This window comes from Exiguobacterium sp. s5, assembly GCF_018618075.1.
Lineage (GTDB): Bacteria > Bacillota > Bacilli > Exiguobacteriales > Exiguobacteriaceae > Exiguobacterium > Exiguobacterium mexicanum_A.
The window spans coordinates 424,342-447,636 of sequence record NZ_JACSLK010000002.1 but is presented as its reverse complement, the minus strand read 5'-3'; the positions used below and the strand labels follow the sequence as shown (position 1 = coordinate 447,636).

26 protein-coding genes are annotated in these 23,295 nt (G+C 53.8%); 24 read left to right on the top strand and 2 right to left on the bottom strand.

Going from position 1 to position 23,295, the window contains the following annotated elements; genetic code table 11:
• Positions 1–64 precede the first annotated feature (64 nt).
• The 12 genes from KNP60_RS06365 (at position 65) to mnhG (ending at position 10,805) form a co-directional block, all read left to right on the top strand.
• The gene (locus KNP60_RS06365) at positions 65–1,738 is read left to right on the top strand and encodes an AMP-binding protein (protein ID WP_214797125.1); all 1,674 of its coding nucleotides are present in this window, start codon (positions 65–67) and stop codon (positions 1,736–1,738) included.
• Between the two features lie 80 nt (positions 1,739–1,818).
• Entirely contained in the window at positions 1,819–2,397 is a 579-nt protein-coding gene (locus KNP60_RS06360) for a fatty acid metabolism transcriptional regulator FadR (RefSeq protein ID WP_034776763.1), read from the top strand.
• Between the two features lie 79 nt (positions 2,398–2,476).
• Complete coding sequence (locus tag KNP60_RS06355; protein WP_214752493.1) at positions 2,477–3,250, top strand: electron transfer flavoprotein subunit beta/FixA family protein; 774 nt, start codon at positions 2,477–2,479, stop codon at positions 3,248–3,250.
• A 13-nt stretch (positions 3,251–3,263) separates the two neighbouring features.
• Entirely contained in the window at positions 3,264–4,229 is a 966-nt protein-coding gene (locus KNP60_RS06350; protein ID WP_034776767.1) for an electron transfer flavoprotein subunit alpha/FixB family protein, read from the top strand.
• Between the two features lie 106 nt (positions 4,230–4,335).
• Positions 4,336–4,650, top strand: coding sequence for a thioredoxin (trxA, locus tag KNP60_RS06345; protein ID WP_034776769.1), 315 nt, complete (start codon positions 4,336–4,338; stop codon positions 4,648–4,650).
• Between the two features lie 372 nt (positions 4,651–5,022).
• Positions 5,023–7,452, top strand: a complete 2,430-nt coding sequence (locus tag KNP60_RS06340) for a Na+/H+ antiporter subunit A (protein ID WP_034776771.1) — start codon at positions 5,023–5,025, stop codon at positions 7,450–7,452.
• Positions 7,436–7,873 (top strand): Na(+)/H(+) antiporter subunit B, encoded by a 438-nt coding sequence (locus KNP60_RS06335; RefSeq protein ID WP_034776773.1) that lies wholly within the window; start codon positions 7,436–7,438, stop codon positions 7,871–7,873. Before KNP60_RS06340 ends, KNP60_RS06335 begins: the two co-directional genes overlap by 17 nt.
• Positions 7,873–8,214 (top strand): Na(+)/H(+) antiporter subunit C, encoded by a 342-nt coding sequence (locus KNP60_RS06330; RefSeq protein WP_021066825.1) that lies wholly within the window; start codon positions 7,873–7,875, stop codon positions 8,212–8,214. Before KNP60_RS06335 ends, KNP60_RS06330 begins: the two co-directional genes overlap by 1 nt.
• On the top strand, positions 8,207–9,691 hold the full coding sequence (locus KNP60_RS06325) for a Na+/H+ antiporter subunit D (protein WP_214797124.1): 1,485 nt from the start codon (positions 8,207–8,209) through the stop codon (positions 9,689–9,691). The genes KNP60_RS06330 and KNP60_RS06325 overlap by 8 nt, the downstream gene beginning before the upstream one ends.
• 7 nt (positions 9,692–9,698) lie before the next feature.
• The gene (locus tag KNP60_RS06320) at positions 9,699–10,178 is read left to right on the top strand and encodes a Na+/H+ antiporter subunit E (RefSeq protein WP_034776777.1); all 480 of its coding nucleotides are present in this window, start codon (positions 9,699–9,701) and stop codon (positions 10,176–10,178) included.
• Positions 10,178–10,468, top strand: coding sequence for a Na(+)/H(+) antiporter subunit F1 (locus tag KNP60_RS06315; protein ID WP_034776778.1), 291 nt, complete (start codon positions 10,178–10,180; stop codon positions 10,466–10,468). The genes KNP60_RS06320 and KNP60_RS06315 overlap by 1 nt, the downstream gene beginning before the upstream one ends.
• Positions 10,446–10,805 (top strand): monovalent cation/H(+) antiporter subunit G, encoded by a 360-nt coding sequence (gene mnhG / locus KNP60_RS06310; RefSeq protein ID WP_034776781.1) that lies wholly within the window; start codon positions 10,446–10,448, stop codon positions 10,803–10,805. The genes KNP60_RS06315 and mnhG overlap by 23 nt, the downstream gene beginning before the upstream one ends.
• 41 nt (positions 10,806–10,846) lie before the next feature.
• On the opposite strand, the gene KNP60_RS06305 is transcribed toward mnhG, so the two are convergent.
• On the bottom strand, positions 10,847–12,160 hold the full coding sequence (locus KNP60_RS06305) for a dihydrolipoyl dehydrogenase family protein (RefSeq protein WP_052090088.1): 1,314 nt from the start codon (positions 12,158–12,160) through the stop codon (positions 10,847–10,849).
• 72 nt (positions 12,161–12,232) lie between these two features.
• Here KNP60_RS06305 and uvrC point away from each other — a divergent pair, with 72 nt between their 5' ends.
• Positions 12,233–14,017, top strand: a complete 1,785-nt coding sequence (gene uvrC / locus KNP60_RS06300) for an excinuclease ABC subunit UvrC (protein WP_214797123.1) — start codon at positions 12,233–12,235, stop codon at positions 14,015–14,017.
• 44 nt (positions 14,018–14,061) lie between these two features.
• Here uvrC and KNP60_RS06295 read toward each other — a convergent pair whose 3' ends face one another.
• Positions 14,062–14,454: a YslB family protein gene (locus KNP60_RS06295; protein ID WP_232939140.1), complete on the bottom strand. Its 393-nt coding sequence runs from the start codon at positions 14,452–14,454 to the stop codon at positions 14,062–14,064.
• A 223-nt stretch (positions 14,455–14,677) separates the two neighbouring features.
• Between KNP60_RS06295 and KNP60_RS06290 the strand changes: the two genes are divergently transcribed.
• From KNP60_RS06290 to KNP60_RS06240, 11 genes are all read left to right on the top strand, one after another.
• Positions 14,678–15,295 (top strand): succinate dehydrogenase cytochrome b558 subunit, encoded by a 618-nt coding sequence (locus tag KNP60_RS06290; RefSeq protein ID WP_034776788.1) that lies wholly within the window; start codon positions 14,678–14,680, stop codon positions 15,293–15,295.
• Positions 15,296–15,311: 16 nt separating this feature from the next.
• Positions 15,312–17,069, top strand: coding sequence for a succinate dehydrogenase flavoprotein subunit (sdhA, locus tag KNP60_RS06285; RefSeq protein ID WP_138859768.1), 1,758 nt, complete (start codon positions 15,312–15,314; stop codon positions 17,067–17,069).
• An 8-nt stretch (positions 17,070–17,077) separates the two neighbouring features.
• Positions 17,078–17,866: a succinate dehydrogenase iron-sulfur subunit gene (gene sdhB, locus KNP60_RS06280; RefSeq protein WP_200881496.1), complete on the top strand. Its 789-nt coding sequence runs from the start codon at positions 17,078–17,080 to the stop codon at positions 17,864–17,866.
• Positions 17,867–17,874: 8 nt separating this feature from the next.
• Positions 17,875–18,315: an acyl-CoA thioesterase gene (locus KNP60_RS06275; protein ID WP_214797122.1), complete on the top strand. Its 441-nt coding sequence runs from the start codon at positions 17,875–17,877 to the stop codon at positions 18,313–18,315.
• A 70-nt stretch (positions 18,316–18,385) separates the two neighbouring features.
• Positions 18,386–18,649, top strand: a complete 264-nt coding sequence (locus KNP60_RS06270) for a phosphocarrier protein HPr (RefSeq protein ID WP_021066838.1) — start codon at positions 18,386–18,388, stop codon at positions 18,647–18,649.
• 116 nt (positions 18,650–18,765) lie between these two features.
• Complete coding sequence (gene racE, locus KNP60_RS06265; protein ID WP_285800877.1) at positions 18,766–19,572, top strand: glutamate racemase; 807 nt, start codon at positions 18,766–18,768, stop codon at positions 19,570–19,572.
• The gene (gene rph / locus KNP60_RS06260) at positions 19,565–20,314 is read left to right on the top strand and encodes a ribonuclease PH (RefSeq protein WP_034776797.1); all 750 of its coding nucleotides are present in this window, start codon (positions 19,565–19,567) and stop codon (positions 20,312–20,314) included. The genes racE and rph overlap by 8 nt, the downstream gene beginning before the upstream one ends.
• Positions 20,311–20,901, top strand: a complete 591-nt coding sequence (locus KNP60_RS06255) for an XTP/dITP diphosphatase (RefSeq protein ID WP_034776799.1) — start codon at positions 20,311–20,313, stop codon at positions 20,899–20,901. The genes rph and KNP60_RS06255 overlap by 4 nt, the downstream gene beginning before the upstream one ends.
• A gap of 5 nt (positions 20,902–20,906) precedes the next feature.
• Positions 20,907–21,419, top strand: coding sequence for a metallophosphoesterase family protein (locus KNP60_RS06250; RefSeq protein ID WP_034776800.1), 513 nt, complete (start codon positions 20,907–20,909; stop codon positions 21,417–21,419).
• 227 nt (positions 21,420–21,646) lie between these two features.
• The gene (locus tag KNP60_RS06245; RefSeq protein WP_214797121.1) at positions 21,647–22,060 is read left to right on the top strand and encodes a group I intron-associated PD-(D/E)XK endonuclease; all 414 of its coding nucleotides are present in this window, start codon (positions 21,647–21,649) and stop codon (positions 22,058–22,060) included.
• 247 nt (positions 22,061–22,307) lie between these two features.
• Positions 22,308–23,213: a hypothetical protein gene (locus KNP60_RS06240; RefSeq protein WP_214797120.1), complete on the top strand. Its 906-nt coding sequence runs from the start codon at positions 22,308–22,310 to the stop codon at positions 23,211–23,213.
• The last annotated feature ends 82 nt before the right edge of the window (positions 23,214–23,295 follow it).

The window sequence follows — 23,295 nt, the reverse complement described above, 5'->3', positions numbered from 1 at the left end:
AAGCGTTTTCTTGGCATTATAATAGAGTTAACTGAATGACTATTCATTCCAAGGGGGAGAATCGATGAACAAACCGTGGTTGCAAGATTATCCAGCTGACATGCCAGAAACAATTGATTACGAGGTGAAGCCGCTCTATGAAGCGCTATCCCGGGCCGCTACCGATTATCCGGACCGGACCGCCGTCTCTTTCATCGGCAAAGAGTTGACGTTCGCCGAGGTCGATGACACGGCGAAGCGACTCGCGACGATGCTCCAATCGAAAGGCCTGCAAAAAGGGGACCGCGTCAGCCTGATGCTCCCGAACTGTCCGCAATACGTCATTTCATTCTACGCCGTCTTGTACGCTGGTGGCACGGTCGTCCAGACGAACCCGCTCTACACCGAGCATGAGCTCGAGAATTTGATCACCGACTCAGGTGCGAACATCCTCATCACGCTCGACCTCCTCTATCCGAAATCGCTTCGTGTGAAACAGAAGACGGACATCAAAACGATCATCACGACGAGCATCGCCGACTATCTTCCGTTCCCGAAGAACAAGCTGTACCCGATCAAAGTGAAACGTGAGAACAACATCGTCATCGACACGACAGGTTCGGTCGCATTCAAAGACCATAAGAACTTCGGGCCGATCACTCCGATCGCGATCGATCCGAAAGAGGATGTCGCTGTCTTGCAATATACTGGCGGAACGACAGGGTTGCCAAAAGGCGTCATGCTGACCCACTTCAACTTGACGGCGAACGTCGACCAAATCTCGAACTTCTTCTATAGATATAATCGAGGCGACCTAAAGCGTGTCTTGAGCGTCGTGCCGTTCTTCCACGTCTACGGGATGACATGCTGTCTGAACTTCGGGATGGCGAACGGATATGAGCTCGTCCTCGTCCCGCGCTTTGACGTCACTGACGTCTTGAAGACGATCCACAAGAAGAAGCCACACTTCTTCCCAGGTGCACCGACGATGTATGTCGGCATCCTCAACGACCCGAAATTGAAGAAATATGACCTGTCGTCAATCGAGGCGTGTATCTCCGGGTCGGCGCCGCTCCCGGTCGAAGTGCAGGAGCAGTTCGAGAGCATCACGGGCGGTCGCATCGTCGAAGGGTACGGGTTATCGGAGACATCACCGGTCACGCACGCGAACTTCCTATGGGATAAACGGATTGTCGGCTCGATCGGCGTGCCGTTGTCGGACACATCTGCTAAAATTGTAAAGGCAGACGGGGAGACGCCGGCGGATATCGGTGAAATCGGGGAGATCATGCTGCACGGTCCGCAAGTGATGAAAGGGTACTGGCAGAAGCCGGAAGAGACGGCAGCCGTCTTGAAGGACGGATGGCTCGCGACCGGTGACCTCGGCTATATGGGCGAGGATGGGTTCTTCTATATCGTCGACCGCAAGAAAGACATGATTATCGCCGGAGGCTTCAACGTCTATCCGCGTGAGATCGAAGAAGTGCTATACGAACATCCGGCCGTCAAGGAAGCGGTCTGTATCGGCGTACCGGACCCGTATCGCGGTGAGACGGTCAAGGCGTTCATCGTGACGCGTGACGGCGCCAGCGTGACGGAAGAAGAGCTCGACAAGCACTGTCGCGAGAAGCTCGCGGCGTATAAAGTGCCGAAGCTGTATGAGTTCCGGGAAGAGTTGCCGAAGACGTTCGTCGGTAAGATTTTACGTCGTGTCCTCGTCGACGAAGAGAAGGCGAAACAAGTGAAACAAAGCAGTTGACACAACCGTGTCACATGATAGAATAATAAATGAATGAACCATCATTCATTTTTCTGCAGCGGTAAGGAGCTTGGGTGTTTATGACAAAGAATGGATCAAAAAGTGACCGCATTATCGATGCGGCAGTGAAAGTGATTGCGGATCATGGCTATCACGGTGCAAAGGTGACGGCCATCGCCAAAGAGGCGGGCGTCGCCGACGGAACGATTTATCTGTACTTCAAAAACAAGGAGCATCTGTTGATTGAATTGTTCCAAACGAAGATGGGCTTGTTCATCGACTACTCGAAGCAACAAATCGAGCAGGAGACGACGGCCGGCGACAAACTCTATCAGTTGATCGAGTCGCACTTGAAGCAACTGTCGGCCGATTACGACCTCGCCGTCGTGACGCAAATCGAGCTTCGGCAGTCGAACTTGGCGCTTCGTCAAAAGATCAGCGAAGTGTTGAAGCCGTACTTGAACTTGATCGATGCGGTCGTACAGCACGGGGTCGACACCGGCGAGTTCGACCAAGAACTTGACTATCGCCTCGCCCGGCAGATGATCTTCGGCACGATTGATGAAGTGGTCACGAGCTGGATGGCGAGCGGCTTCAAATATGATTTGATGTCGACGTTACCGAAAGTACACCATATGTTAAAAAAAGGGCTTGCTTAACCGTAAGCCCTCTCGCTAGCTCAAAAAATGAATGGAGATTCATGAATGATGGTGCGAACAACTTAAAGGGGGAACTACGATGAATATTTTTGTATTGCTGAAGCGTACGTTCGATACAGAAGAAGCGATTCAGCTCGAGAATGGGGAAATTCAAGAAGACGGCGCTGAGTTCATCATTAACCCGTACGATGAGTATGCGGTCGAGGAGGCCATTCGCAAGCGTGATGATCTCGGGGGAGAAGTCACGGTCGTGACGGTCGGTCCAGAAGACGCGGACAAAGAACTTCGCACGGCGCTCGCGATGGGTGCGGACAAAGCGGTCCGTATCTCAATTGAAGATGACGTCGAGGACGCCGATCACGTGACGATCTCAAAAGTGCTCGCCACGTACTTGAAGGAACAAGCGCCTGACCTCGTCTTCGCCGGGAACGTCGCCATCGACGGCGGCAGCGGCCAAGTCGCGCCACGCGTCGCAGAACTGTTGGACATGAACTACGTGACGACGATCACGGAACTCAAAATCGACGGGACGATGGCGACGGTCACACGTGACGTCGAAGGGGACACCGAAGTGATCGAAGTGCCGCTCCCGCTCCTCGTGACGGCGCAACAAGGGTTGAACGAACCGCGCTACCCGAGTCTTCCAGGCATCATGAAGGCGAAGAAGAAGCCGCTCGAAGAACTCGAACTGTCGGACATCGACCTCGATGAAGACGAGATCGAAGCGAAGATCGAGACGATTGAACGGTTCTTGCCGGAAGAGAAGAAAGCGGGACGCATCCTTGAAGGGGATACGTCGTCACAAGTGAGCGAGCTCGTTCAATTACTTCGCACGGAAGCAAAAGTCATTTAAGGGGGACACATAGATGAAAGCTCTAGTACTCGCAGAAGCGCGTGAAGGCGCGTTACGGAACGTATCATTCGAAGCCATCGCCGCGGCGAAGCAACTGACGGACGACGTGACGGCGGTCGTCATCGGGGATGATGTCAAAGCACTCGCCAATGAACTCGGGGAATACGGCGCGGGACGCGTCCTCGTCATCGAAGACGAGCGTCTCAAACACTATACGCCAGACGGTTACGGACAAGTGCTCCGCCAAGTCATCGACCAGGAGTCGCCGGACATGATCGTGCTCGGCCATACGGCGCTCGGGAAAGATATCGCACCGAAACTAGCGGCTCGTCTGGACGCCGGTCTCATCAGTGACGTCGTCTCGATTGAAGGATCTGGCAAAGACGCCGAGTTCGTTCGCCCGATCTATTCAGGGAAAGCGTTCGAGAAAGTGAAATTCAAAGACTCGGTCATGTTCTTCACGATCCGTCCGAACAACATCGACGCTCTTCCGCGTACGGCTGGAGCGAGTGTGTCGGTCGAGACACCGAGCGTGGAGCTCAAGGACCTCGCCATGATCGTCAAAGAAGTCGTCCGCAAGGCGACGGGGAAAGTCGATTTGACGGAAGCGAAAGTCATCGTCGCCGGTGGGCGCGGTGTCAAGAGCGAGGACGGCTTCAAGCCGCTCGAAGAGCTCGCGGAATTGCTCGGCGGGGCCGTCGGTGCTTCACGTGGAGCATGTGACGCCGACTACTGTGACTACGCGCTTCAAATCGGGCAGACCGGGAAAGTCGTCACGCCGGACTTGTATATTGCCTGCGGCATCTCTGGGGCGATCCAACACTTGGCCGGGATGAGCAACGCCAAAGTCATCGTCGCCATCAACAAAGACCCGGAAGCGAACATCTTCACCGTGGCCGACTACGGCATTGTCGGTGACTTGTTCGACGTCGTCCCGCTCTTGACGGAAGAGTTCCGCAAACACCTCGTCAATAGCTGATATGCAGAATGTTTGGGGAAACGTACCCTCCGTGGTATACTCTGAACATGAAATGCATGAGAGTTCTTAATCGGCTCTCACATCTTACTGGGGAGGTATTTACCAAATGGCTATTAAACACGCAACGACTCAAACATTTGAACAAGAAGTAAAAGAGGGCGTCGTCCTCGTCGATTTCTGGGCAGCTTGGTGTGGACCGTGCCGCATGATCGCACCGGTACTCGAAGAGCTTGACCAAGAGATGGGCGATCAAGTCCAAATCGTGAAACTTGACGTTGACGAGAACCCAGAAGTAGCGGGTGCTTTCCAAATCCAAAGTATCCCAACACTCATGATGTTCAAAGATGGACAACCTGTTTCGAAAACAATGGGCTTCCAACCAAAAGAAGCACTCAAAGAGTTTATCGCGACAGCAAAATAATGCGTACGGCCGACCGGGGAACTGGTCGGCTGTTTTTTGTTGGGCTCGTTAGGGAAGAAGGAGTTTAGTCGTTTCGCATGGAATAACAACGGTTAAGGTTCGGTCCGGATTTAACGGGGAATCCGGAAAAAGCACCATCTGAAAACGGATACATACAACGCTTGATCAGAATTTTTTTTTCGTCGCTTTTTGTCGACTCTCTTCATATTTAACAGTTCGGTATTTTTTGACGAGGCTCTGAAAAGCGGGAAGGTTTTATCATGGAAACAGACTGAAAATTTACGCTATACTCATGAAGAAGACATGATGGCGTCAAGTGACCTTAATAATTGGCCCATCGCTTGTAAGACTCTGTTCGAAGGAGGAATTTTCTTGTCGGTGTTACATTTAGCTATCTTATTGCCGCTTCTCGCGGCACCGTTCATCCCGTTCTTGTTCCGGGCGCTGAAGCGAATCCATACGGGTTGGTTCGTGTTAATCGTTCCGGTCGTCCTGTTCGTGTACTTCTTCCGCTTCATCGGAATCACGAGCGCGGGGGACGTCGTGACGGAGACGGTCGAATGGATGCCATCGCTCGGCATCAACTTCACGGCCTACGTGGACGGGCTCGGACTATTGTTTGCCCTCCTCATTACAGGGATTGGGGCGCTCGTCGTCCTCTATTCGATTTACTATTTGAATAAAGACAAAGAGTCGCTCGGTCATTTTTATGTGTACTTGCTCTTGTTCATGGGTGCGATGCTCGGTGTCGTCCTCTCGGATAACATGGTCGTCATGTACATGTTCTGGGAACTCACATCGATTTCGTCGTTCCTGTTGATCGGGTATTGGTACGAGAAAGAACGCTCACGCTACGGGGCACGTAAGTCGATGCTCATCACCGTGTTCGGGGGCTTGTCGATGCTAGGGGGGATTGTGATCCTCGAGTCGATCGTCGGCTCATTCAGCATCCGTGACATGGTCGCCAATCAGGCACTCATCGCCGATAGCCCGTTCTTTATCGCGGCGATGATTCTCATCTTGCTCGGCGCCTTCACGAAGTCAGCGCAATTCCCGTTCCACATCTGGTTGCCGGATGCGATGGAGGCACCGACCCCGGTCAGTGCGTACCTCCACTCGGCGACGATGGTCAAGGCCGGTCTCTATCTCGTCGCACGGATGAGCCCGGTGTTCCAGGAGTCGTCACTCTGGCTATGGATCATTGCCTCGGTCGGGACGTTCACGCTCTTCTGGGGTTCGTTCAACGCGGTCAAACAGACCGATCTGAAGGGGATTCTCGCCTTCTCGACGGTCAGTCAGCTAGGTCTCATCATGTCGCTTCTTGGCCTCGGGGCCGCGGCGCTACATTATGACGGCATGGATGACAACATCTATATGGTCGCGACAATCGCGGCAATCTTCCACTTGATCAACCATGCGACGTTCAAAGGGTCGCTGTTCATGATGGTCGGAATCGTCGACCACGAGACGGGGACGCGTGACATCCGTAAGCTCGGCGGTCTGATGACCGTCATGCCGATCACGTTCACGATTGCCGTCATCGGCTCGTTGTCGATGGCAGGGCTGCCGCCGTTCAACGGCTTCCTCAGTAAAGAGATGTTCTTGAAGGCAACCACGAAAGTGTTCTCGATGGACTTCTTCGCGCTCGATACGATCGGCATCTTGATCCCGGTCGTCGCGTTCATCGCGAGCGTGTTCACATTCATCTACAGCTTGATTATCTTCACCCGGACGTTCATGGGCAAAGCCCAGTTCGACCGGTTACCGAAACAGCCGCACGAGGCACCGATCGGGATGCTCATCCCGCCAGCGATTCTCGCTATCCTCGTCGTCGTTCTCGGTTTCGTACCGAACGTGTTGTCGAACTCGCTCATCAAGCCGGCCGTCGAGTCGATCTATCCGACGCTCGTCGCGAGCGGGCAGGACGTGAAGGTCGACATCTACTTCTGGCATGGATTGACACCTGAACTCTATATGACGATTGGGGTCATCCTGCTCGGGACGCTCATGTTCTTCACAATCAACAAGTGGATGGGCATCTACAACCATATCCCGCATCGCTTGACGCTCAATGGCATGTACGACGGGACGCTCGTCTGGTCGAACAAGGCGGCGTACCGTTTTAAAGACAACTATATGACGGGCTTCATCCGCTCGTATTTGGTGTACATCTTCTTGTTCTTGTCAGGCATGATGTTGTTCTCGATGTATCGCTTCGACTTGTTCGACTTCTCGTTCGGCGAGATGGAACCTGTCGCACCGTATGAATACGTCCTCGGGGCGGTCGTCATCTTGGCATCGCTCGCGATTCTGTTCATGCGTTCGCGTCTGCCGTCGATCATCTTGCTCGGTGTCGTCGGATATTCGGTCGCGTTGTTCTTCGTCTTCTTCAATGCCCCGGACCTCGCCTTGACGCAGCTCGTCATCGAGACGGTATCGGTCGCCTTGTTCTTGCTCGTCTTCTACCACATGCCGGAGATCAGCAAGAAAGAAGTGCGTGTTAAGTTTAAAATCGAGAATGCGATTGTCTCGATTTTCGTCGGGGTGACGGTGACGCTCCTCAGCTTCATGGCGCTGTCGAACCGTTCATTGTCGTCGATCTCCGAGTATTATAAAGAAAACGTCTATGACTTGGCAGCCGGGAAGAACATGGTCAACGTCGTCCTTGTCGACTTCCGTGGCTTTGATACGTTGTTCGAGATCGTCGTCCTTGCCATCGCGGCCATTGGAATCTACACGATGATCAAATTTAGAACGACAGTACGTACGAAAGGAGCGCGCGAACATGAACCGAAAAAATGATCAAGTCAATGACGTCATCTTACAGACGGCCGCGGTGATCATCTTCTTCATCATCATCGTGTTCTCGATCAATTTGTTCTTCGCCGGGCACTACTCGCCGGGCGGAGGTTTCATCGGTGGTTTGATGACAGCGGCGGCGCTCGTCCTCTTGCTTCTCGCCTTTGACTCGAAGACGCTCGCTGACGTGCTCCCGTTCGACTATCGGAAGATGACGGCGCTCGGTCTCGTCATCGCGATGCTGACGTCACTCCATAGCATCTTTTGGGACCGTCCGTTCCTGACGCACGCCTATGACAAATTCGATTTGCCGCTCTTGGGCGAACAGACGCTTCACACGGCGATCGCCTTTGACCTTGGCGTTTACCTTGTGGTCATCGGTGTGACGATGACGATCATTCAAACGATTGGAGAGAGTGAATAATGGAAATCTTCGTTAGCATCATCATCGGTGTCCTGACGATGAGCGCGGTCTATATGATTCTCTCAAAGAGTTTGTTGCGCATCATCATCGGCACCGGGTTGCTCAGCCACGCTGCCCACTTGCTCGTCTTGACGATGGGTGGACTGAAAACCGGAGCGGCACCCGTCCTCGTCGATGGGGTCACGGAATATACTGACCCGCTCCCGCAAGCGCTCGTCTTGACGGCGATCGTTATCAGCTTCGGGGTGACCGCGTTCTTCCTCGTGCTCGCGTATCGGGCTTACCAGGAACTGAACACGGATAATATTGAGGAAATGAAAGGAACGGAATCGAATGATTAACTTACCGATCTTTCCGATTGTCATCCCGGCGCTTGCGGCCATCTTTCTTCTCTTCGCACCGAAGCAAGTTCGTCTGCAACGCGGAGTGGCACTCGGGGCTTTACTTGTAACGTTTGCAGTGACGGTGCTGCTCATCTTCACCGTGTCTCAAGACGGCATCATGACCGTCAACTTAGGGAACTGGCCGGCACCGTTCGGAATCACGCTCGTCTCGGACATGCTGTCAGCACTACTCGTCGCCACGTCGACGTTGCTCGTCTTTTTCATCGTCTGGTTTGCGACCCATTACTTCTCAGACGCCTATGAATCGAACTACGTCTACGTCGCGATGTTGTTCCTCCTCGTCGGGGTGAACGGTGCCTTCACGACAGGCGATATTTTCAACTTGTTCGTCTTCTTTGAAGTCTTCCTCATCTCGTCGTACGTGTTGATCGTGCTCGGCGGGAAGGGTGTCCAGTTACGCGAGTCGATTAAGTACTTGCTCGTGAACGTCATCGCCTCGGCGCTGTTCGTCATGGCCGTCGCGCTTCTTTACGGGACGGTCGGTACGCTCAGTTTGGCGGACCTCGCGCAAAAGATTCCGCTCGTGGGGAATCAAAGCGTCATCACCGTCATCGGTGTGTTCTTCGTCATCGTCTTCGGCTTGAAAGGGGCACTCGTGCCGCTTCATTACTGGCTCCCGGGCTCGTATGTCGTGGCGCCGACACCGATTCTCGCCATGTTCGGGGCGCTGTTGACGAAAGTCGGCGTCTACTCGATCTTACGGACGTATACGCTCCTGTTTGATGGCGGAAGTGCGTTCATGCAGAACTTCTTGATTATCCTTGCCGTGTTGACGATCGTCATCGGGATGATCGGGGCAATCGCCTACAACGACGTCAAGTTGATCATCATCTACAACATCATGATCGCCGTCGGCGTCATCTTGTACGGAATCGCACTCAACACGCAGACGTCGCTTGAAGGGGCGCTCTACTATTTGATTCATGACATGTTGATCAAGGCCGCCTTGTTCATGCTCGTCGGGATGATGATCGGCATTACCAAGTCCGGTCAACTGCGCGACATGGGCGGTTTGATTACCCGCTTCCCATTGTTCGGTTGGACGTTCTTCATCGCAGCGTTGTCGCTCGCCGGGATTCCGCCACTTAGCGGATTCTTCGGGAAACTGTTGATCGTTCAAGGCGGGGTCGGGGAAGGCAGCCTGTTCGGGCCGCTCCTCATTTTACTGTCGAGTCTGTTCGTCCTCTTCTCGGTCATCAAAATCTTCTTGTACGGATTTTGGGGAGAAGAGAAACGAGTCTATGACGGTCCGCTCGTGCCGTATATGAACCGCCTCATCGTGCCGACGTTCTTGCTTGTCGCGGTCGCCGTCGCCTATGGGTTTGGTGCCGAAGCGATACATCCGTTCATTACCCAGGCAATCGAACCGCTCGTGCAACCCGAAATCTATATTGATGCCGTGATTAAGGAGTGATTTAGAGATGGCTTACCAACTACTCATCAACTTTTTCCTGGCGTTCATTTGGATGTTCTTCACGGGTACGTTCACGACGAGCGGATTCATCATCGGTTATTTGCTCGGGTTACTCGTCATCTTCATGATGCGCCGCTTCTTCAAAAACACGGACTTTTATTTCACCCGTGTCTTGAAACTGTTTAAACTGTTCTTGATTTTCTGTCGCGAACTCGTCGTAGCCAACATCGAAGTGCTCCGGCTCGTCTTGAGCCCGAAACTAAAAATCCAACCAGGCATCTTTCGGTACCACACCGAACTCGATGCCGGTTGGAAAGTGAGTTGGTTATCGATGCTCATCACGCTGACACCCGGTACGCTTGTCGTCCAAGTGTCAGACGACAATAAGACGCTCTACATCCATGCGCTCCATATGCCGGATAAAGAGTCGCTCAAACAAGACATTTACGATAACTTTGAGTCGAACATCAAGGAGGCGACCAGCTAATGTTAAATATTATTATTTACGTCGCCCTCGCCATCCTCGTGATCGCCATGCTCGGTATGCTGTACCGGGTCGTCAAAGGGCCGACGACAGCGGACCGAGTCATCGCCCTCGACTCGATCGGCATCGGGTTGATTTCGGTCGTATCGTTGTTATCGATTTTGCTCGATACGACTATGTTCTTCGAGGTCATCCTCTTGCTCGGGATTTTAGCCTTTATCGGAACGGTGGCGTTCTCAAAATTCCTCGAGAAGGGAGAGATCATCCAACATGACCGCAACAATGATTTATGACATCTTGACCGGCGTCTTCACGATCATCGGTGTGTTCTTCACCGTCGTCGCGGCCATCGGTCTGATCCGGCTTCCGGACATCTATTCCCGCGCCCACGCCGCCTCGAAGAGTGCGACGCTCGGCGTCATGTTCGTCCTGTTCGCGGCGCTCTTGCACGTCTGGGTCGACCAGCGCATCTTTGACGCACGGCTTCTGCTCGGACTGTTCTTCGTCTTATTGACGGCGCCGGTCGGCAGTCACTTGGTGGCCCGCGCGGCCCATTCTCAAGGTGTCCCGCTTTGGAAGAAATCGCTCCAAGATGCACTTCGAGAAGATAAGGATAAAGGAATCGAATGACGAAAGGCTCTTCCAAGTCAAATTGGAAGAGCCTTTTTGCGTCACATCAGATACGTCACGTCAGAGGCTGACGTCGGATAGGCGAACTCCAAGTGTTTGATGTGTTGATGGGTGATGTTGTTTTGTATAATAAACGAGAACAAGTTGATCAATTCCGGTGCATGTTGCCCGATCAAGTGGGCCCCGAGCACGTGGCCGTCTTTGCTGAGCAGAATGCGGGAAAACGCCGTCGTGTCGTTGATGCGCTCATACGTCAAGAAATGGGACAAGTCGTTGTCCTTACACTCGTAGTCGATGCCGCGCGCCTTCGCCTCCTCGACCGTCAGTCCGACCTTGGCGATCGGCGGTGTCGTGAAGACGACCGTCGGGGCAGGGCGCTCCGGTAAAGGGCGCGTGTTGTCCCGTAACAGATTGAGAGCGGCGATGCGTCCTTCCTGCCCCGCGAACGGGGTGAGGGCCGGGTTGCGGCTCTTGGCGACGTCCCCGGCTGCATATACGTTCGCATTCGTCGTCTGCAGGAACTCATTGACGAGGACGCCGCCGTGGTCGGACTCGATACCGGCCGCGTCCAAACGGAGCCGTTCGATGCTCGGAATTCGCCCAGTGGCGTTAAGGACGACGCCTTCGAGGGTAGAGTCATCTGATAACGTCAGCACGTCCCCATCCATCCGGACGGGCTCGATGCCGTACCGGACATCGATGCCGATCCGAATCGTCTCATCGACGAGACGTTTGACGACTTTGCGGTCGAATTGTTTAAGTGCCCGCGATCGGATGAGGAGGGTCACCTCGCTCCCGAAGCGGCGGATGATATGAGCGAACTCGAACGCGATATAGCCGGCCCCGATGATGATGACGTGTTTCGGCAAGTCGTCGAGGTCGAAAACGTCGTCGCTCGTGATGGCCAAGTCGCCACCCGGGATGTCGAGCGGTCGCGGAATGAGGCCTGAAGCGATTAAAAACTGATGCGCCGAGATTTCATGCCCATCAATGACAATCGAGTCTTCATCGATGAAATGGGGTTCGCCTTCGAACAAGTCGATGTCGTGCTCTTTCCAATGATGCATCTTCGTCGTCGGGACGGCGAAACGATACTCGTCGATACGCCGTTTAAAGGCGCGCCAATCGAGCGTGAGCTCGCCGTGGACACCTAGTGATTTCATCCGTTCCGCACGGGCAATGAGCTCTGCTCCTTCCGCGAGCATCTTTTTCGGGTCACATCCGCGTTGCGGGCACGTCCCGCCGAACGTCCAGTTCTCGACGATGGCAATTTGTTTACCGGCGTCGCATAATACGTTAGCGGCTTGGCTCGCTGCCGAGCCGCTGCCGATGATGATGACATCGTACCGTTTCATAACAAAACCCTCCCTCTGAGACTTCATCAAATTTTTCCCGTCTGGAAGGAACTTAAACTGAGGTGATTGAATTTGAGTCATTCTGACCACATTAAACATAAATTGGCGCTCCTCCCGGACGAGCCCGGCTGTTACTTGCATAAGAACGAGTACGGCGAGATCATTTACGTCGGGAAAGCGAAAAATTTGAAGAACCGGGTCCGGTCTTATTTTACCGGGGCGCATGACATCAAGACGATGCGCCTCGTCGCTGAGATTCGCGACTTTGAGTATATCGTCACGGCGAGCGAACTCGAGGCGCTTCTGCTCGAGATGACGCTCATCAAAAAGCACGATCCGAAATACAACATCCGTCTCAAAGACGACAAGTCGTACCCGTACATCAAGATCACGAACGAGCCGTACCCGAGGTTACTCACGACGCGGAAGCTGAAGCGGGACGGCGGCTTCTATTTCGGCCCGTACCCGAACGCCTATGCCGCCAACGAGACGAAGCGGTTGCTTGATAAACTGTATCCGCTCCGGAAATGCCAACCGATGCCGCGCAAGCTCTGTCTGTATTACCATATCGGGCAGTGCCTCGGACCTTGCGAGCTCGCCGTTGACACGGACGAGCAAAAAGAGATCGTCCAAGAGATTCGCCGCTTCCTGAACGGGGAGACGAGCGAGACGCTCGCCAAGCTCCAAGTCGACATGGGACGAGCGGCCGAAGATATGCAGTTCGAACGAGCTGCTGAGCTCCGTGACCAAATCCGGGCCGTCGAGTCGATTATGAACAAACAGAACATGATCACGGCCGACCCGACAGCACGCGACGTCTTCGGCTATACGCTCGACCGCGGCTGGATGTGCGTCCAAGTGTTCTATATGCGGGGCGGCAAGATGATCGAGCGCGACGTGTCACTGTTCCCGCTCCACGGCGAGCCGTCCGAGGAGCTCGAGAGTTTCATCGTCCAGTTCTACGAGCAGAACGTTTTGCCGAAGGAAGTGCTCGTCCCCGAGATCGTCCGCATCGATTTGTTGAACGAGGCGATTGGGACGAAAGTGATGCAACCGAAGCGCGGGGCGAAGCGACAGCTGCTCGACTTGGCGACGAAAAATGCGGGCATCGCCTTGAACGAGAAGTTCGAGTTGCTCGCCCGCGACGAAGAGCGGACGCTCCTCGCCATGCGTGAGCTCGGTGAGGCGATTGGCATCCCGAACTTGTCGCGCGTCGACATCATCGACAACGCGAACATCCAAGGGGCGGACGCCGTCTCGGCACTCGTCGTCTTCGAAGACGGGAAGCCGCTCAAGAAGGAATACCGGAAATACAAGATTCGTACCGTCCAAGGACCGGACGACTACGAGACGATGCGAGAGGTCGTCCGTCGTCGGTTCCGTCGCCTGTTGACCGAAGAGAAGCGTCTACCGGACTTGCTGTTGATTGACGGGGGCATCGGGCAATTGAACGCCGCCCTCGACGTCCTGCAGAACGAGTTCGGGCTCGATTTGCCGGTCGGGTCGCTCAAAAAAGATGACCGTCACCGGACGAGCCAGCTCTTGTTCGGGGAAGGCGGCGGAGTCGTCGAACTGAATTCGCGCTCGAGCGCGTTCTACTTGCTCCAACGTATGCAAGACGAGGTCCACCGCTTCGCCATCACGTTCCACCGCAGTTTGCGGACGAAGAAGATGACGAAGTCGGTGCTCGACGATGTCCCGGGCGTCGGGCCGAAGCGGCGTCAGCAGTTGATCCGTCATTTCGGGTCGATGAAACAGATCCGCCTCGCCTCGCTCGAACAGTTGAAGGAAGCAGGTCTGCCCGAGAAGTTGGCCGAGACCGTTTTGCAATATGTTCATGAGGAGACGGACGAATGAAGATAAAACAAGAGCCGATGCGGTCAGTTCGCATCGGCTCTTCGTCATTCATACGTATCTTTTCGGTCTAGTTGGACGGTGATTTGGACGGCCTGGCGCGCCACATCGGCGTAGCCCTCGGCGACGCATTGGAAACGACCGGCAATTTGTTCGGCTAAAAAGCCAGCCTCAAGCTGGAAGTAGCCGGTTGCCTTTTCTTGGGTCGCAGGCGGGGGAAGTAGTTCGAACAAGAACTTATTTCCTTTTTCTTTCAAGAGCGTCAATTGCCCCCAGCCAGCCTCCATAAAGAAGGCGCTCAGTTCGTCGTTCGTCATGACCGGGAACTTGCGTGCGACCCGTTTGCCCGACCAATAGATGACTTGGGCGTAGTCGTCCCCGAGCAAATCCGTCAACACATAATCGCGAAGCAGTTCGATCGCGAAAGTGGGTTGGCTCATCGTTTCCATCTTCTTCCATCACTCCATTCTCTCTATACCATTATAACGACGATTCACCTTTTGGTCACCGGGTATTTTGCAAAAGAATGTGGCACAAATCGGTCGGGTTGTCTTGTCATACAAATTTCACAAGAGTAGAATAGGAGACAGAAAGCTATATTTACATTTGAAAACGCTTTTATTTACAAAACGAGCCAAGGGCTCGTGAAAAGGGGGAACTAGAATGGCAGCGCGTCGTGACTATTTCAGTCGTAAAGTCCATTCGCTACTTGGGGTCATCCCAATCGGCTTGTTTTTGATCGTTCACTTGTCGGTCAACTACTATATCGTCGATGGGGTGGAGTCGTTCAACAAGGCAGCAAAATTTATGGAGAGCTTACCGTACTTGTATTTCCTTGAAGTCACCATCATCGCTTTGCCGATGATCTTCCACGGAGTGTATGGCGTGTATTACGCGTTCCTCGGTTCGATTAACACGAACCGTTACTCATACGCCCGTAACTGGATGTACATGCTCCAACGCTTCACGGGCGTCTTCCTCGTCATCTTCATCGCATGGCACGTTTGGGAAACGCGCTTGGCGAAGTTGCGTGGCGTCGAAGTGAACGCGGAGATGATGCAAAACATCGTCGACAATCCGCTCATGCTCATCTTCTACATAGTCGGGATCCTCTCGGCTACGTTCCACTTCGCGAACGGTCTCTGGTCGTTTGCCATCACGTGGGGGATCACACAGTCGCCTCGTTCACAGCGCTTCATGAGCTATGTCTCAGGCGTCGTCTTCTTGGCACTATCTTTTGTCGGCATCCGTTCTATCTTGACGTTCGCGGGCATCTTGTAATTAGGGGGAAAAGTTCATGGCAAATCAAAGTTTGATCGTCATCGGTGGCGGTCTGGCTGGACTCATGGCGACAATCAAGTCGGCTGAGATGGGTGTTCCGGTAAAACTATTCTCGCTTGTACCGGTCAAGCGTTCACATTCAGTTTGTGCACAAGGCGGCATCAACGGTGCCGTCAACACGAAAGGGGAAGGGGATTCTCCTTGGCAACACTTTGATGACACGGTCTATGGGGGCGACTTCCTCGCCAACCAACCGCCGGTCCAAAAGATGGCGGAAGCGGCACCGAAAATCATCCACATGTTCGACCGCATGGGCGTCATGTTCAACCGGACGCCAGAAGGTCTTCTCGACTTCCGTCGTTTCGGCGGCACGCTCCATCACCGTACGGCTTACGCCGGTGCGACGACAGGGCAACAGCTCCTGTACGCACTAGACGAGCAGGTTCGTCGCTACGAGGCGCAAGGGCTCGTCGAGAAGTATGAAGGATGGGAGTTCCTCCGGGCCATCATCGATGAAGCAGGTGTGTGCCGTGGTGCGGTCTGTCAGGATTTGCGCTCGATGGAAATTAAAGCGTTCCCATCGGACGCGGTCATCCTCGCGACAGGCGGCCCAGGTGTCATCTTCGGCAAATCGACGAACTCGGTCATCAACACCGGCCAAGCGGCTGGAGCGGTCTATCGTCAAGGGGCGGTCTACGCGAACGGTGAGTTCATCCAAATCCACCCGACGGCGATCCCGGGGGACGACAAGCTTCGTCTCATGAGTGAATCGGCGCGCGGTGAAGGCGGACGTGTCTGGACGTATAAAGACGGCAAGCCATGGTACTTCCTTGAAGAGAAGTATCCGGCCTACGGAAACCTCGTGCCGCGTGATATCGCGACGCGTGAGATCTTTGACGTCTGCGTCAACCAGAAGCTCGGCGTCAACGGCGAGAACATGGTGTACCTCGATCTTTCGCATAAAGACTCGAAAGAGCTCGACATCAAGCTCGGCGGGATCCTTGAGATTTACGAGAAGTTCGTCGGCGACGATCCACGAAAAGTCCCGATGAAGATCTTCCCGGCCGTTCACTATTCGATGGGCGGACTATGGGTCGATTACGACCAGATGACGAACATCCCGGGGCTATTTGCAGCCGGTGAGTGCGACTACTCGATGCACGGTGCGAACCGTCTCGGGGCCAACTCGCTCTTGTCTGCCGTATACGGCGGGATGGAAGCCGGTCCGGCGGCCGTGCACTACATGCGCGGTCTCGACCAGGCGACAGAGAGCGTGGCAGAAGCGCTCTTCAACTTCAACGAACGTGAAGAAATCGAGCGGTTCAATGACATCCTCGCGATGGACGGTACGGAAAACGCGTATCAAATCCACCGTGAGCTCGGCGAACTCATGACCGACAACGTCACGGTCGTTCGTTACAACGACAAGCTCGAGGCGACGGACCTCAAACTCCGTGAGCTTCGTGAACGCTATAACAACATCTCCGCGACCGACACGGCTCGCTGGAGCAACCAAGGGGCATCGTTCATCCGACAACTCGACCACATGCTCGACCTCGCGCGCGTCATCACGCTTGGCGCGTTGAAACGTGACGAGAGCCGTGGCGCTCATTACAAACCGGACTTCCCGGAACGTGATGACGACAAGTTCATGAAGACGACGATGGCACGCTACAACGCAGGGGAAGTCGATATCTCGTATGAAGAGATCGACGTTTCGTTAATCCCGCCACGCAAACGGGATTACTCGAAGAAAGGGGCGAAGACGAAATGACGACGCCGATGCAATCTGAACAAAAAGATATTCGTTTTATCATTGAACGCCAGGACGGACCGGACCAAGCCGCTTATACGGAAGAGTTCACCGTCCCGTACCGCCCGAACATGAACGTCATCTCGGCGTTGATGGAAATCCGCCGAAACCCGGTCAATGCGAACGGGGACAAGACGACACCGATCAACTGGGATATGAACTGTCTCGAGGAAGTGTGTGGTGCCTGCTCGATGATCATCAACGGCAAGCCGCGCCAATCGTGTACGGCGCTCGTCGACAAGCTCGAACAGCCGATCCGTCTTGCTCCGATGAAGACGTTCCCGGTCATCCGTGACCTTCAAGTCGACCGTCAGCGCATGTTCGACGCGTTGAAAAAAGTGAAGGCATGGGTCCCGATCGATGGAACGTACGACCTCGGACCAGGACCGCGGATGCCAGAGAACAAACGTCAATGGGCGTATGAACTATCGAAATGTATGACGTGCGGTGTCTGCCTCGAGGCGTGCCCGAACGTCAATGACAAATCGAGCTTCATCGGACCGGCCGCGATCTCGCAAGTCCGTCTCTTCAACTCGCATCCGACTGGCGCCTTCCACGCGGAAGACCGTTTGGAAGCGCTCATGGAAGACGGCGGCCTCGCACAGTGCGGAAACGCACAAAACTGTGTCGAAGTTTGTCCGAAAGGTATTCCACTCACGACATCAATCGCCGCGATGAACCGTCAGACGACGCTTCACTCGTTCAAATCGTTCTTCGGTAGCGACAAAGGCCGCACCGGTTCTGCGGTCGAGGCGTAAGGCTACGGATGACGAAGTACTTCCGGGAAGCCGATTGGGAAACACGTGTCAGAGCAGGGATCGCGCTAGACGTCAAAGTCCGATTCTCGGAGTGCGACCCGTACGGTCACATGAATAACACAATTCCGTTCATCTATTTCGAGGACGCGCGGATCGAGTTGCTTGAAGCGACAGGTTTTTCGTTGAAAGATGGATTTGTCGTCGTGGCAGACGCCCAGTGCGACTACGTTCGCCAAGTGATGCCGCGGCAATCGATTGTGGTGTATGCCAATGTCTTGACGGTCGGAAACACTTCATGTGATATTCATTACGGGGCATATGATGGAGACCAGCTCATGTTTGCGGGGCGTACGAGCCTCGTGCACTTGTCGAAATCCGGTCGTCCGACCGAATGGACTTCAGAATATAAAAATCGCTTGCAGAATTTTTGCGAATCCGCTATCATTTGATAATGAGTTCACAAACAATTATTCTGCGGGTTCGCCTGTAGAATTGAAATTTGAAGGGAGACCTCACGTCATGGAAAAAACGTTCACAGTCGTTGCAGATTCAGGAATTCACGCTCGTCCAGCTACACAGTTGGTAAACACAGCTTCTAAATTCCAATCAGATATCAACCTTGAGTACAACGGTAAGACAGTAAACCTCAAGTCGATCATGGGTGTACTTTCACTCGGAATCGCAAAAGATTCTACAATCAAAATCACTGCAGCTGGTGACGATGCAGAAGAAGCGGTTAACACGCTTTCTGACATGCTCACAAGCGAAGGTCTTGCTCAGTAATTGAGTGACGGACGAGGCGGCCAATCGGCTACCTCGTCTTTTTTGTTTGTCACGAGACCGTTTCTTTTTCAGAATCGGCTTTTTTGGTAAGATAGATGGGAATGGAAGTGATGATCATGAAACGAGCGATTGGAGTACTCGATTCAGGAGTTGGCGGCTTGACTGTGGTCAAAGAACTGATGCGCCAACTACCGAAAGAAGAAATAATTTATATCGGCGACACGGAACGGTGCCCGTATGGCCCGCGCCCGCACGATGAGATTGAAGCCTATACGTGGGAACTGATCGAGTTCCTGTTAAGTAAGAACGTGAAGATGATCGTCATCGCCTGCAACACGGCGACAGCGGTCGTCTTGAAAGAAGCGCGCAAACGCCTCAATATCCCGGTCATCGGTGTCATCGACCCGGGGGCACGGGCGGCCGTCAAAGGAACGCGCAATAAACATATCGGCGTCATCGGAACGAAGATGACGATTGAAAGCAACTCATACGAGACGGCGCTCCGACACGTGGCCGACGAGATCGATGTATATTCGCTCGCCTGTCCGCCGTTCGTCCCGCTCGTCGAAGCCGGCGAACTCGATGGAGAGCGCGTCCGCGACATCGTCGCTGAGACGATTCGTCCGCTTCAGTCTTCCGAGATGGACACGCTCATCCTCGGCTGTACGCACTATCCGCTGCTCGCACCGGTCATTCAAGACGTCGTCGGACCTGACGTCCATTTGATCTCGTCCGGTGACGAGACGGCGCTCGAAGTAGCGGCCATCCTTGACTTTAAAGAGCTCGAGAACGATTTGGATACGGTCCCGGTGCACCAGTTTTATGCGACCGGGGATGTCGTCATCTTTGACCGTTTGGCGACAGAATGGCTCGGTCAACCCGTTAGAGCGGAGAAAGTAGAGGTGTCCGGTGTCGATGCGTAACGAAAGACAACATGACGAGCTCCGGCCCGTCGAGATCGTTCCCCATGTGAATAAACATGCGGAAGGGTCGGTCCTCATCTCGATCGGGGACACGAAAGTCATCTGCACGGCGACCGTCGAAGAGCGTGTCCCGAACTTCTTGCGCGGCAAGAAGCAAGGCTGGATCAACGCCGAGTACGCCATGCTTCCGCGTGCGACCGGCAACCGAACGGTCCGCGAATCGGTCCGCGGCAAACAGTCGGGCCGGACGATGGAGATTCAACGGTTGATTTCGCGGTCGCTCCGTTCGGTCGTCGATTTAGAACGGCTCGGTGAACGGACGATTTGGATCGACTGTGACGTCATCCAAGCGGACGGGGGCACCCGCACGGCCTCGATCACAGGCGGCTTCTGCGCGCTCGTCCTCGCGGTCGACGCGCTCATCCGGCAAGGCAAGCTCGACGACACGCCGATCAAAGAAGGCGTCGCTGCCATCTCGGTCGGACGGACCGACGAATTGCTCCTCGACTTGAACTACGAAGAAGATGCCGCGGCCGAGGTCGACATGAACGTCGTCATGACGGCGAGCGGACGTTTCGTCGAAGTGCAAGGGACAGGGGAAGAAGCGACGTTCACGTTGCTCGAGATGAACGAGATGCTCCACATGGCCCAAAGCGGAATCGAGACGCTGTTCAAAGCGGCCGAAGACGCGCTCGGTGCCTCGTGGTGGTATGTCGGGGAACAATTGGAGGAAACAACATGAAACTGATCGTCGCAACACGCAATAAAGGAAAAGTCGCAGAAATTGAAGGAATGCTCACGCCGCTCGGATTTGAAGTCGAATCACTTCTAGATTATCCGGACGCACCAGAGACGGACGAGACTGGGACGACATTTGAAGCGAACGCCGAGTTGAAGGCGACGGAGGCGGCCCGCTATTTCGGCCACGCCGTCCTCGCAGATGACTCTGGACTCGAAGTCGATGCGCTCGACGGGGCACCCGGTGTCCATTCGGCCCGTTTCGCCGGACCGGAGAAGTCGGATGAAGCGAACAACGCGCTTCTTCTCGAGAAGTTGAACGGAGCGACCGACCGAACGGCTCGTTTCATCTGTGCCCTCTGTCTCGCCAAACCAACAGGGGAGACATTGACGGTACGCGGCACGATCGAAGGGACGATCGGCTACGCGCCTCATGGGGAGAACGGTTTCGGTTACGACCCGCTCTTCATCGTTCCGTCACTTCACAAGACGGCAGCAGAACTTGAACGCGACGAAAAGGCGGCGGTCAGTCACCGCGGTCAAGCACTACGAAAGTTAGAGGCAGAAATTATTCCGTTTATGGAGGGGTGACCTGTATGCGTTTTCTCGTAGTCAGTGACAGTCACGGATTGACAGAAGAACTATCGATCATCTTCAACCGGCACGAACAAGAAATCGATGACGCGTTCCATTGTGGGGATTCCCAGCTCGCGCTCGTCGATGAACATCTGCTCCCATATCGTACGGTGCGCGGTAATTGCGACTTCGGCGGCGACCTTCCGCTCGAGCGAATCGAGGAGACGGCTGAAGGGACGATTCTCATCGTCCACGGCCATCACCACGACGTGAAGTACGACTTGAACCGGTTACGTTACCGGGCTGAAGAGGTCGGGGCGAACGTTGTCTTGTTCGGCCACTCGCACGTCGCCGGAGCTGTGATTGAGGACGGGGTGCTTTATGTGAACCCGGGTTCGATTCGCATGCCGCGCGGACGGAGTGACAAGACGTATGTACTGATGGATCTCGAGAACGGACAGGCAACGGTCCGCTTTTATCGGTCAGAGGACGGTTCGGCCGTCGAAGATCTCGATGTGAGCGGAAAGCTGTGACGGAATGAAAAGAAGGAATTGACAGCAAACCATTTTTCTATTATAGTTTTCTTGTCAATGTCCCAATAGCTCAGCTGGATAGAGCAACGCCCTTCAAGACAAATAGGAGCCTTTATAGGGAAACAGAAACCTATAGAGTGGACGACACTATATCGGTGAAGCCTTAACAGATCATGCTGATGGTAATACCGAGGAAACTTACGATCTCTTCTGAGGGAGTGATGTTAATGTATCATCACACGAAGAACAAAGGAGATTTAGGCGTTTTAAAGGCTCAAGCAGATTTATGTGAGAAAGGTTATATGATTTTAACTCCTCTTACGGAACATGCCTCGTTTGATTTAGTTGCCTATAAAGACAATGTTTTTAAACGGGTACAAGTTAAGTATAGAGCGTTAAATTCAAAAGGTGTGTTAGAAGTAAGATTCAGCTCATCTTATAGTACAGCAAATGGAGTAATGACAAACATCGTAGATAAGCGAGAAATTGATATCTATTGTGTCTATTGTCCTCAAACAGATGCCTGTTACTATTTCGACCCATCTCTATTCAATAAATCAATTGCTTTGAGGGTAGAAACACCGAAGAATAATCAAAAGCAGAACATTTTGTTCGCTTGTGATTATCGTGAGGTTCCGTAGAGACTACACGTGTCGCACCTGAAATGGTGAAGATATAGTCCAGACTACAAACAACACACGTTGGTGGCGAAAGCCATGGTGGTAAGCTAAGGCGTCGGTCGGGGGTTCGAATCCCTCTTGGGACACTTCCATTTAAAATAGAGATAGCCTCCACGGAGGTTGTCTCTTTTTTCGTTTTTCGGGGTATTGATTGACAACGAATCGATTCCTAAAGGAAGATGGAGATGAATGGAAAGGGTGTGGGGAGATGGCAAAAGAGCAAGCGTACCCGTTTCCAGGGAACTGGTCGCGGCTTCAGAAGATGATTCAAGAGGCAGACGCGGCCGGGGAACGGCAACGGGTCGAACCGATTCTGTGGGATTGGTACGAGGCAGTGCCCGGCGATCCATTTATTTTCATGGAAATATTCCAATGTCTGATGGAACGACCGGAAGAACCGGAGACGCTCGAGAAACTCGAAGAGCTCGTCACGACACAGATGACGGTGGCAGAAGAACCTGCAGCCGGCGGGCTTCAAATCGCCCAGTATTACATCATGCGTGACCAACCGTTCGAGGCGGCCCATTGGATCAACCTGTATCTCGAGTGGCAAGAAAAGACCGATCATGTCAACACGCAAGCACATCAAGTGCTCCAAGTGTTGAAGTTGACCGAGTTCCCGGCCGCGATCGCCAAAGTGAAGCGAATCCTTAACCGGGGCGGGATCGGCGAACAAATCGAGACGCTCGAACACGTCCATTTCAATATCGATGACGTCCTCGACAACGTCTTGAAAGAGCTCCTCGTCGCGGAACGGCCGAAGTTGATGAAGTTGATTGTGCTCCAAAAGGCGTTCGACGAGCTGCCGGTCATCGAATGGACCGACCTCGGGACGCGTCACCGATTGACGCATGACGAAGCGAAAATCCACACGGAAGCGTGGGAGACAATGGTCAACGGGTTGCAGCGAGCGGTATATGGTGACGAGATCGCGACGCAGCTGCTCATGAACTACATGTATACGCACTACCCGTTCACGCCTGAGGAAGCGTCTGCCGTGGAGACGGCGATTGCTCAAGCGAAAACGGCCATCCTGCAACATGAGGAAACGGACGGCCTCGCCGCCGAAATTCTTGAGGCGGACATGCGTTTCACCGAGGCGTTTCTAGACTAAATCCTTGTGTGCAGTCGTCGGATTTATGCTATAATACGGATTGTTGTACATTTTTGTACGTATAAACGAATTGTTGGAGGGA

Coding starts and splice junctions, on each gene's coding strand:
- KNP60_RS06365 (WP_214797125.1), top strand. CDS start 65: ATGAACAAACCGTGGTTGCAAGATTATCCAGCTGACATGCCAGAAACA.
- KNP60_RS06360 (WP_034776763.1), top strand. CDS start 1,819: ATGACAAAGAATGGATCAAAAAGTGACCGCATTATCGATGCGGCAGTG.
- KNP60_RS06355 (WP_214752493.1), top strand. CDS start 2,477: ATGAATATTTTTGTATTGCTGAAGCGTACGTTCGATACAGAAGAAGCG.
- KNP60_RS06350 (WP_034776767.1), top strand. CDS start 3,264: ATGAAAGCTCTAGTACTCGCAGAAGCGCGTGAAGGCGCGTTACGGAAC.
- trxA (WP_034776769.1), top strand. CDS start 4,336: ATGGCTATTAAACACGCAACGACTCAAACATTTGAACAAGAAGTAAAA.
- KNP60_RS06335 (WP_034776773.1), top strand. CDS start 7,436: ATGAACCGAAAAAATGATCAAGTCAATGACGTCATCTTACAGACGGCC.
- KNP60_RS06330 (WP_021066825.1), top strand. CDS start 7,873: ATGGAAATCTTCGTTAGCATCATCATCGGTGTCCTGACGATGAGCGCG.
- KNP60_RS06325 (WP_214797124.1), top strand. CDS start 8,207: ATGATTAACTTACCGATCTTTCCGATTGTCATCCCGGCGCTTGCGGCC.
- KNP60_RS06320 (WP_034776777.1), top strand. CDS start 9,699: ATGGCTTACCAACTACTCATCAACTTTTTCCTGGCGTTCATTTGGATG.
- KNP60_RS06315 (WP_034776778.1), top strand. CDS start 10,178: ATGTTAAATATTATTATTTACGTCGCCCTCGCCATCCTCGTGATCGCC.
- mnhG (WP_034776781.1), top strand. CDS start 10,446: ATGACCGCAACAATGATTTATGACATCTTGACCGGCGTCTTCACGATC.
- KNP60_RS06305 (WP_052090088.1), bottom strand. CDS start 12,160: ATGAAACGGTACGATGTCATCATCATCGGCAGCGGCTCGGCAGCGAGC.
- KNP60_RS06295 (WP_232939140.1), bottom strand. CDS start 14,454: ATGAGCCAACCCACTTTCGCGATCGAACTGCTTCGCGATTATGTGTTG.
- KNP60_RS06290 (WP_034776788.1), top strand. CDS start 14,678: ATGGCAGCGCGTCGTGACTATTTCAGTCGTAAAGTCCATTCGCTACTT.
- sdhA (WP_138859768.1), top strand. CDS start 15,312: ATGGCAAATCAAAGTTTGATCGTCATCGGTGGCGGTCTGGCTGGACTC.
- sdhB (WP_200881496.1), top strand. CDS start 17,078: ATGCAATCTGAACAAAAAGATATTCGTTTTATCATTGAACGCCAGGAC.
- KNP60_RS06275 (WP_214797122.1), top strand. CDS start 17,875: ATGACGAAGTACTTCCGGGAAGCCGATTGGGAAACACGTGTCAGAGCA.
- KNP60_RS06270 (WP_021066838.1), top strand. CDS start 18,386: ATGGAAAAAACGTTCACAGTCGTTGCAGATTCAGGAATTCACGCTCGT.
- racE (WP_285800877.1), top strand. CDS start 18,766: ATGAAACGAGCGATTGGAGTACTCGATTCAGGAGTTGGCGGCTTGACT.
- rph (WP_034776797.1), top strand. CDS start 19,565: ATGCGTAACGAAAGACAACATGACGAGCTCCGGCCCGTCGAGATCGTT.
- KNP60_RS06255 (WP_034776799.1), top strand. CDS start 20,311: ATGAAACTGATCGTCGCAACACGCAATAAAGGAAAAGTCGCAGAAATT.
- KNP60_RS06250 (WP_034776800.1), top strand. CDS start 20,907: ATGCGTTTTCTCGTAGTCAGTGACAGTCACGGATTGACAGAAGAACTA.
- KNP60_RS06245 (WP_214797121.1), top strand. CDS start 21,647: ATGTATCATCACACGAAGAACAAAGGAGATTTAGGCGTTTTAAAGGCT.
- KNP60_RS06240 (WP_214797120.1), top strand. CDS start 22,308: ATGGCAAAAGAGCAAGCGTACCCGTTTCCAGGGAACTGGTCGCGGCTT.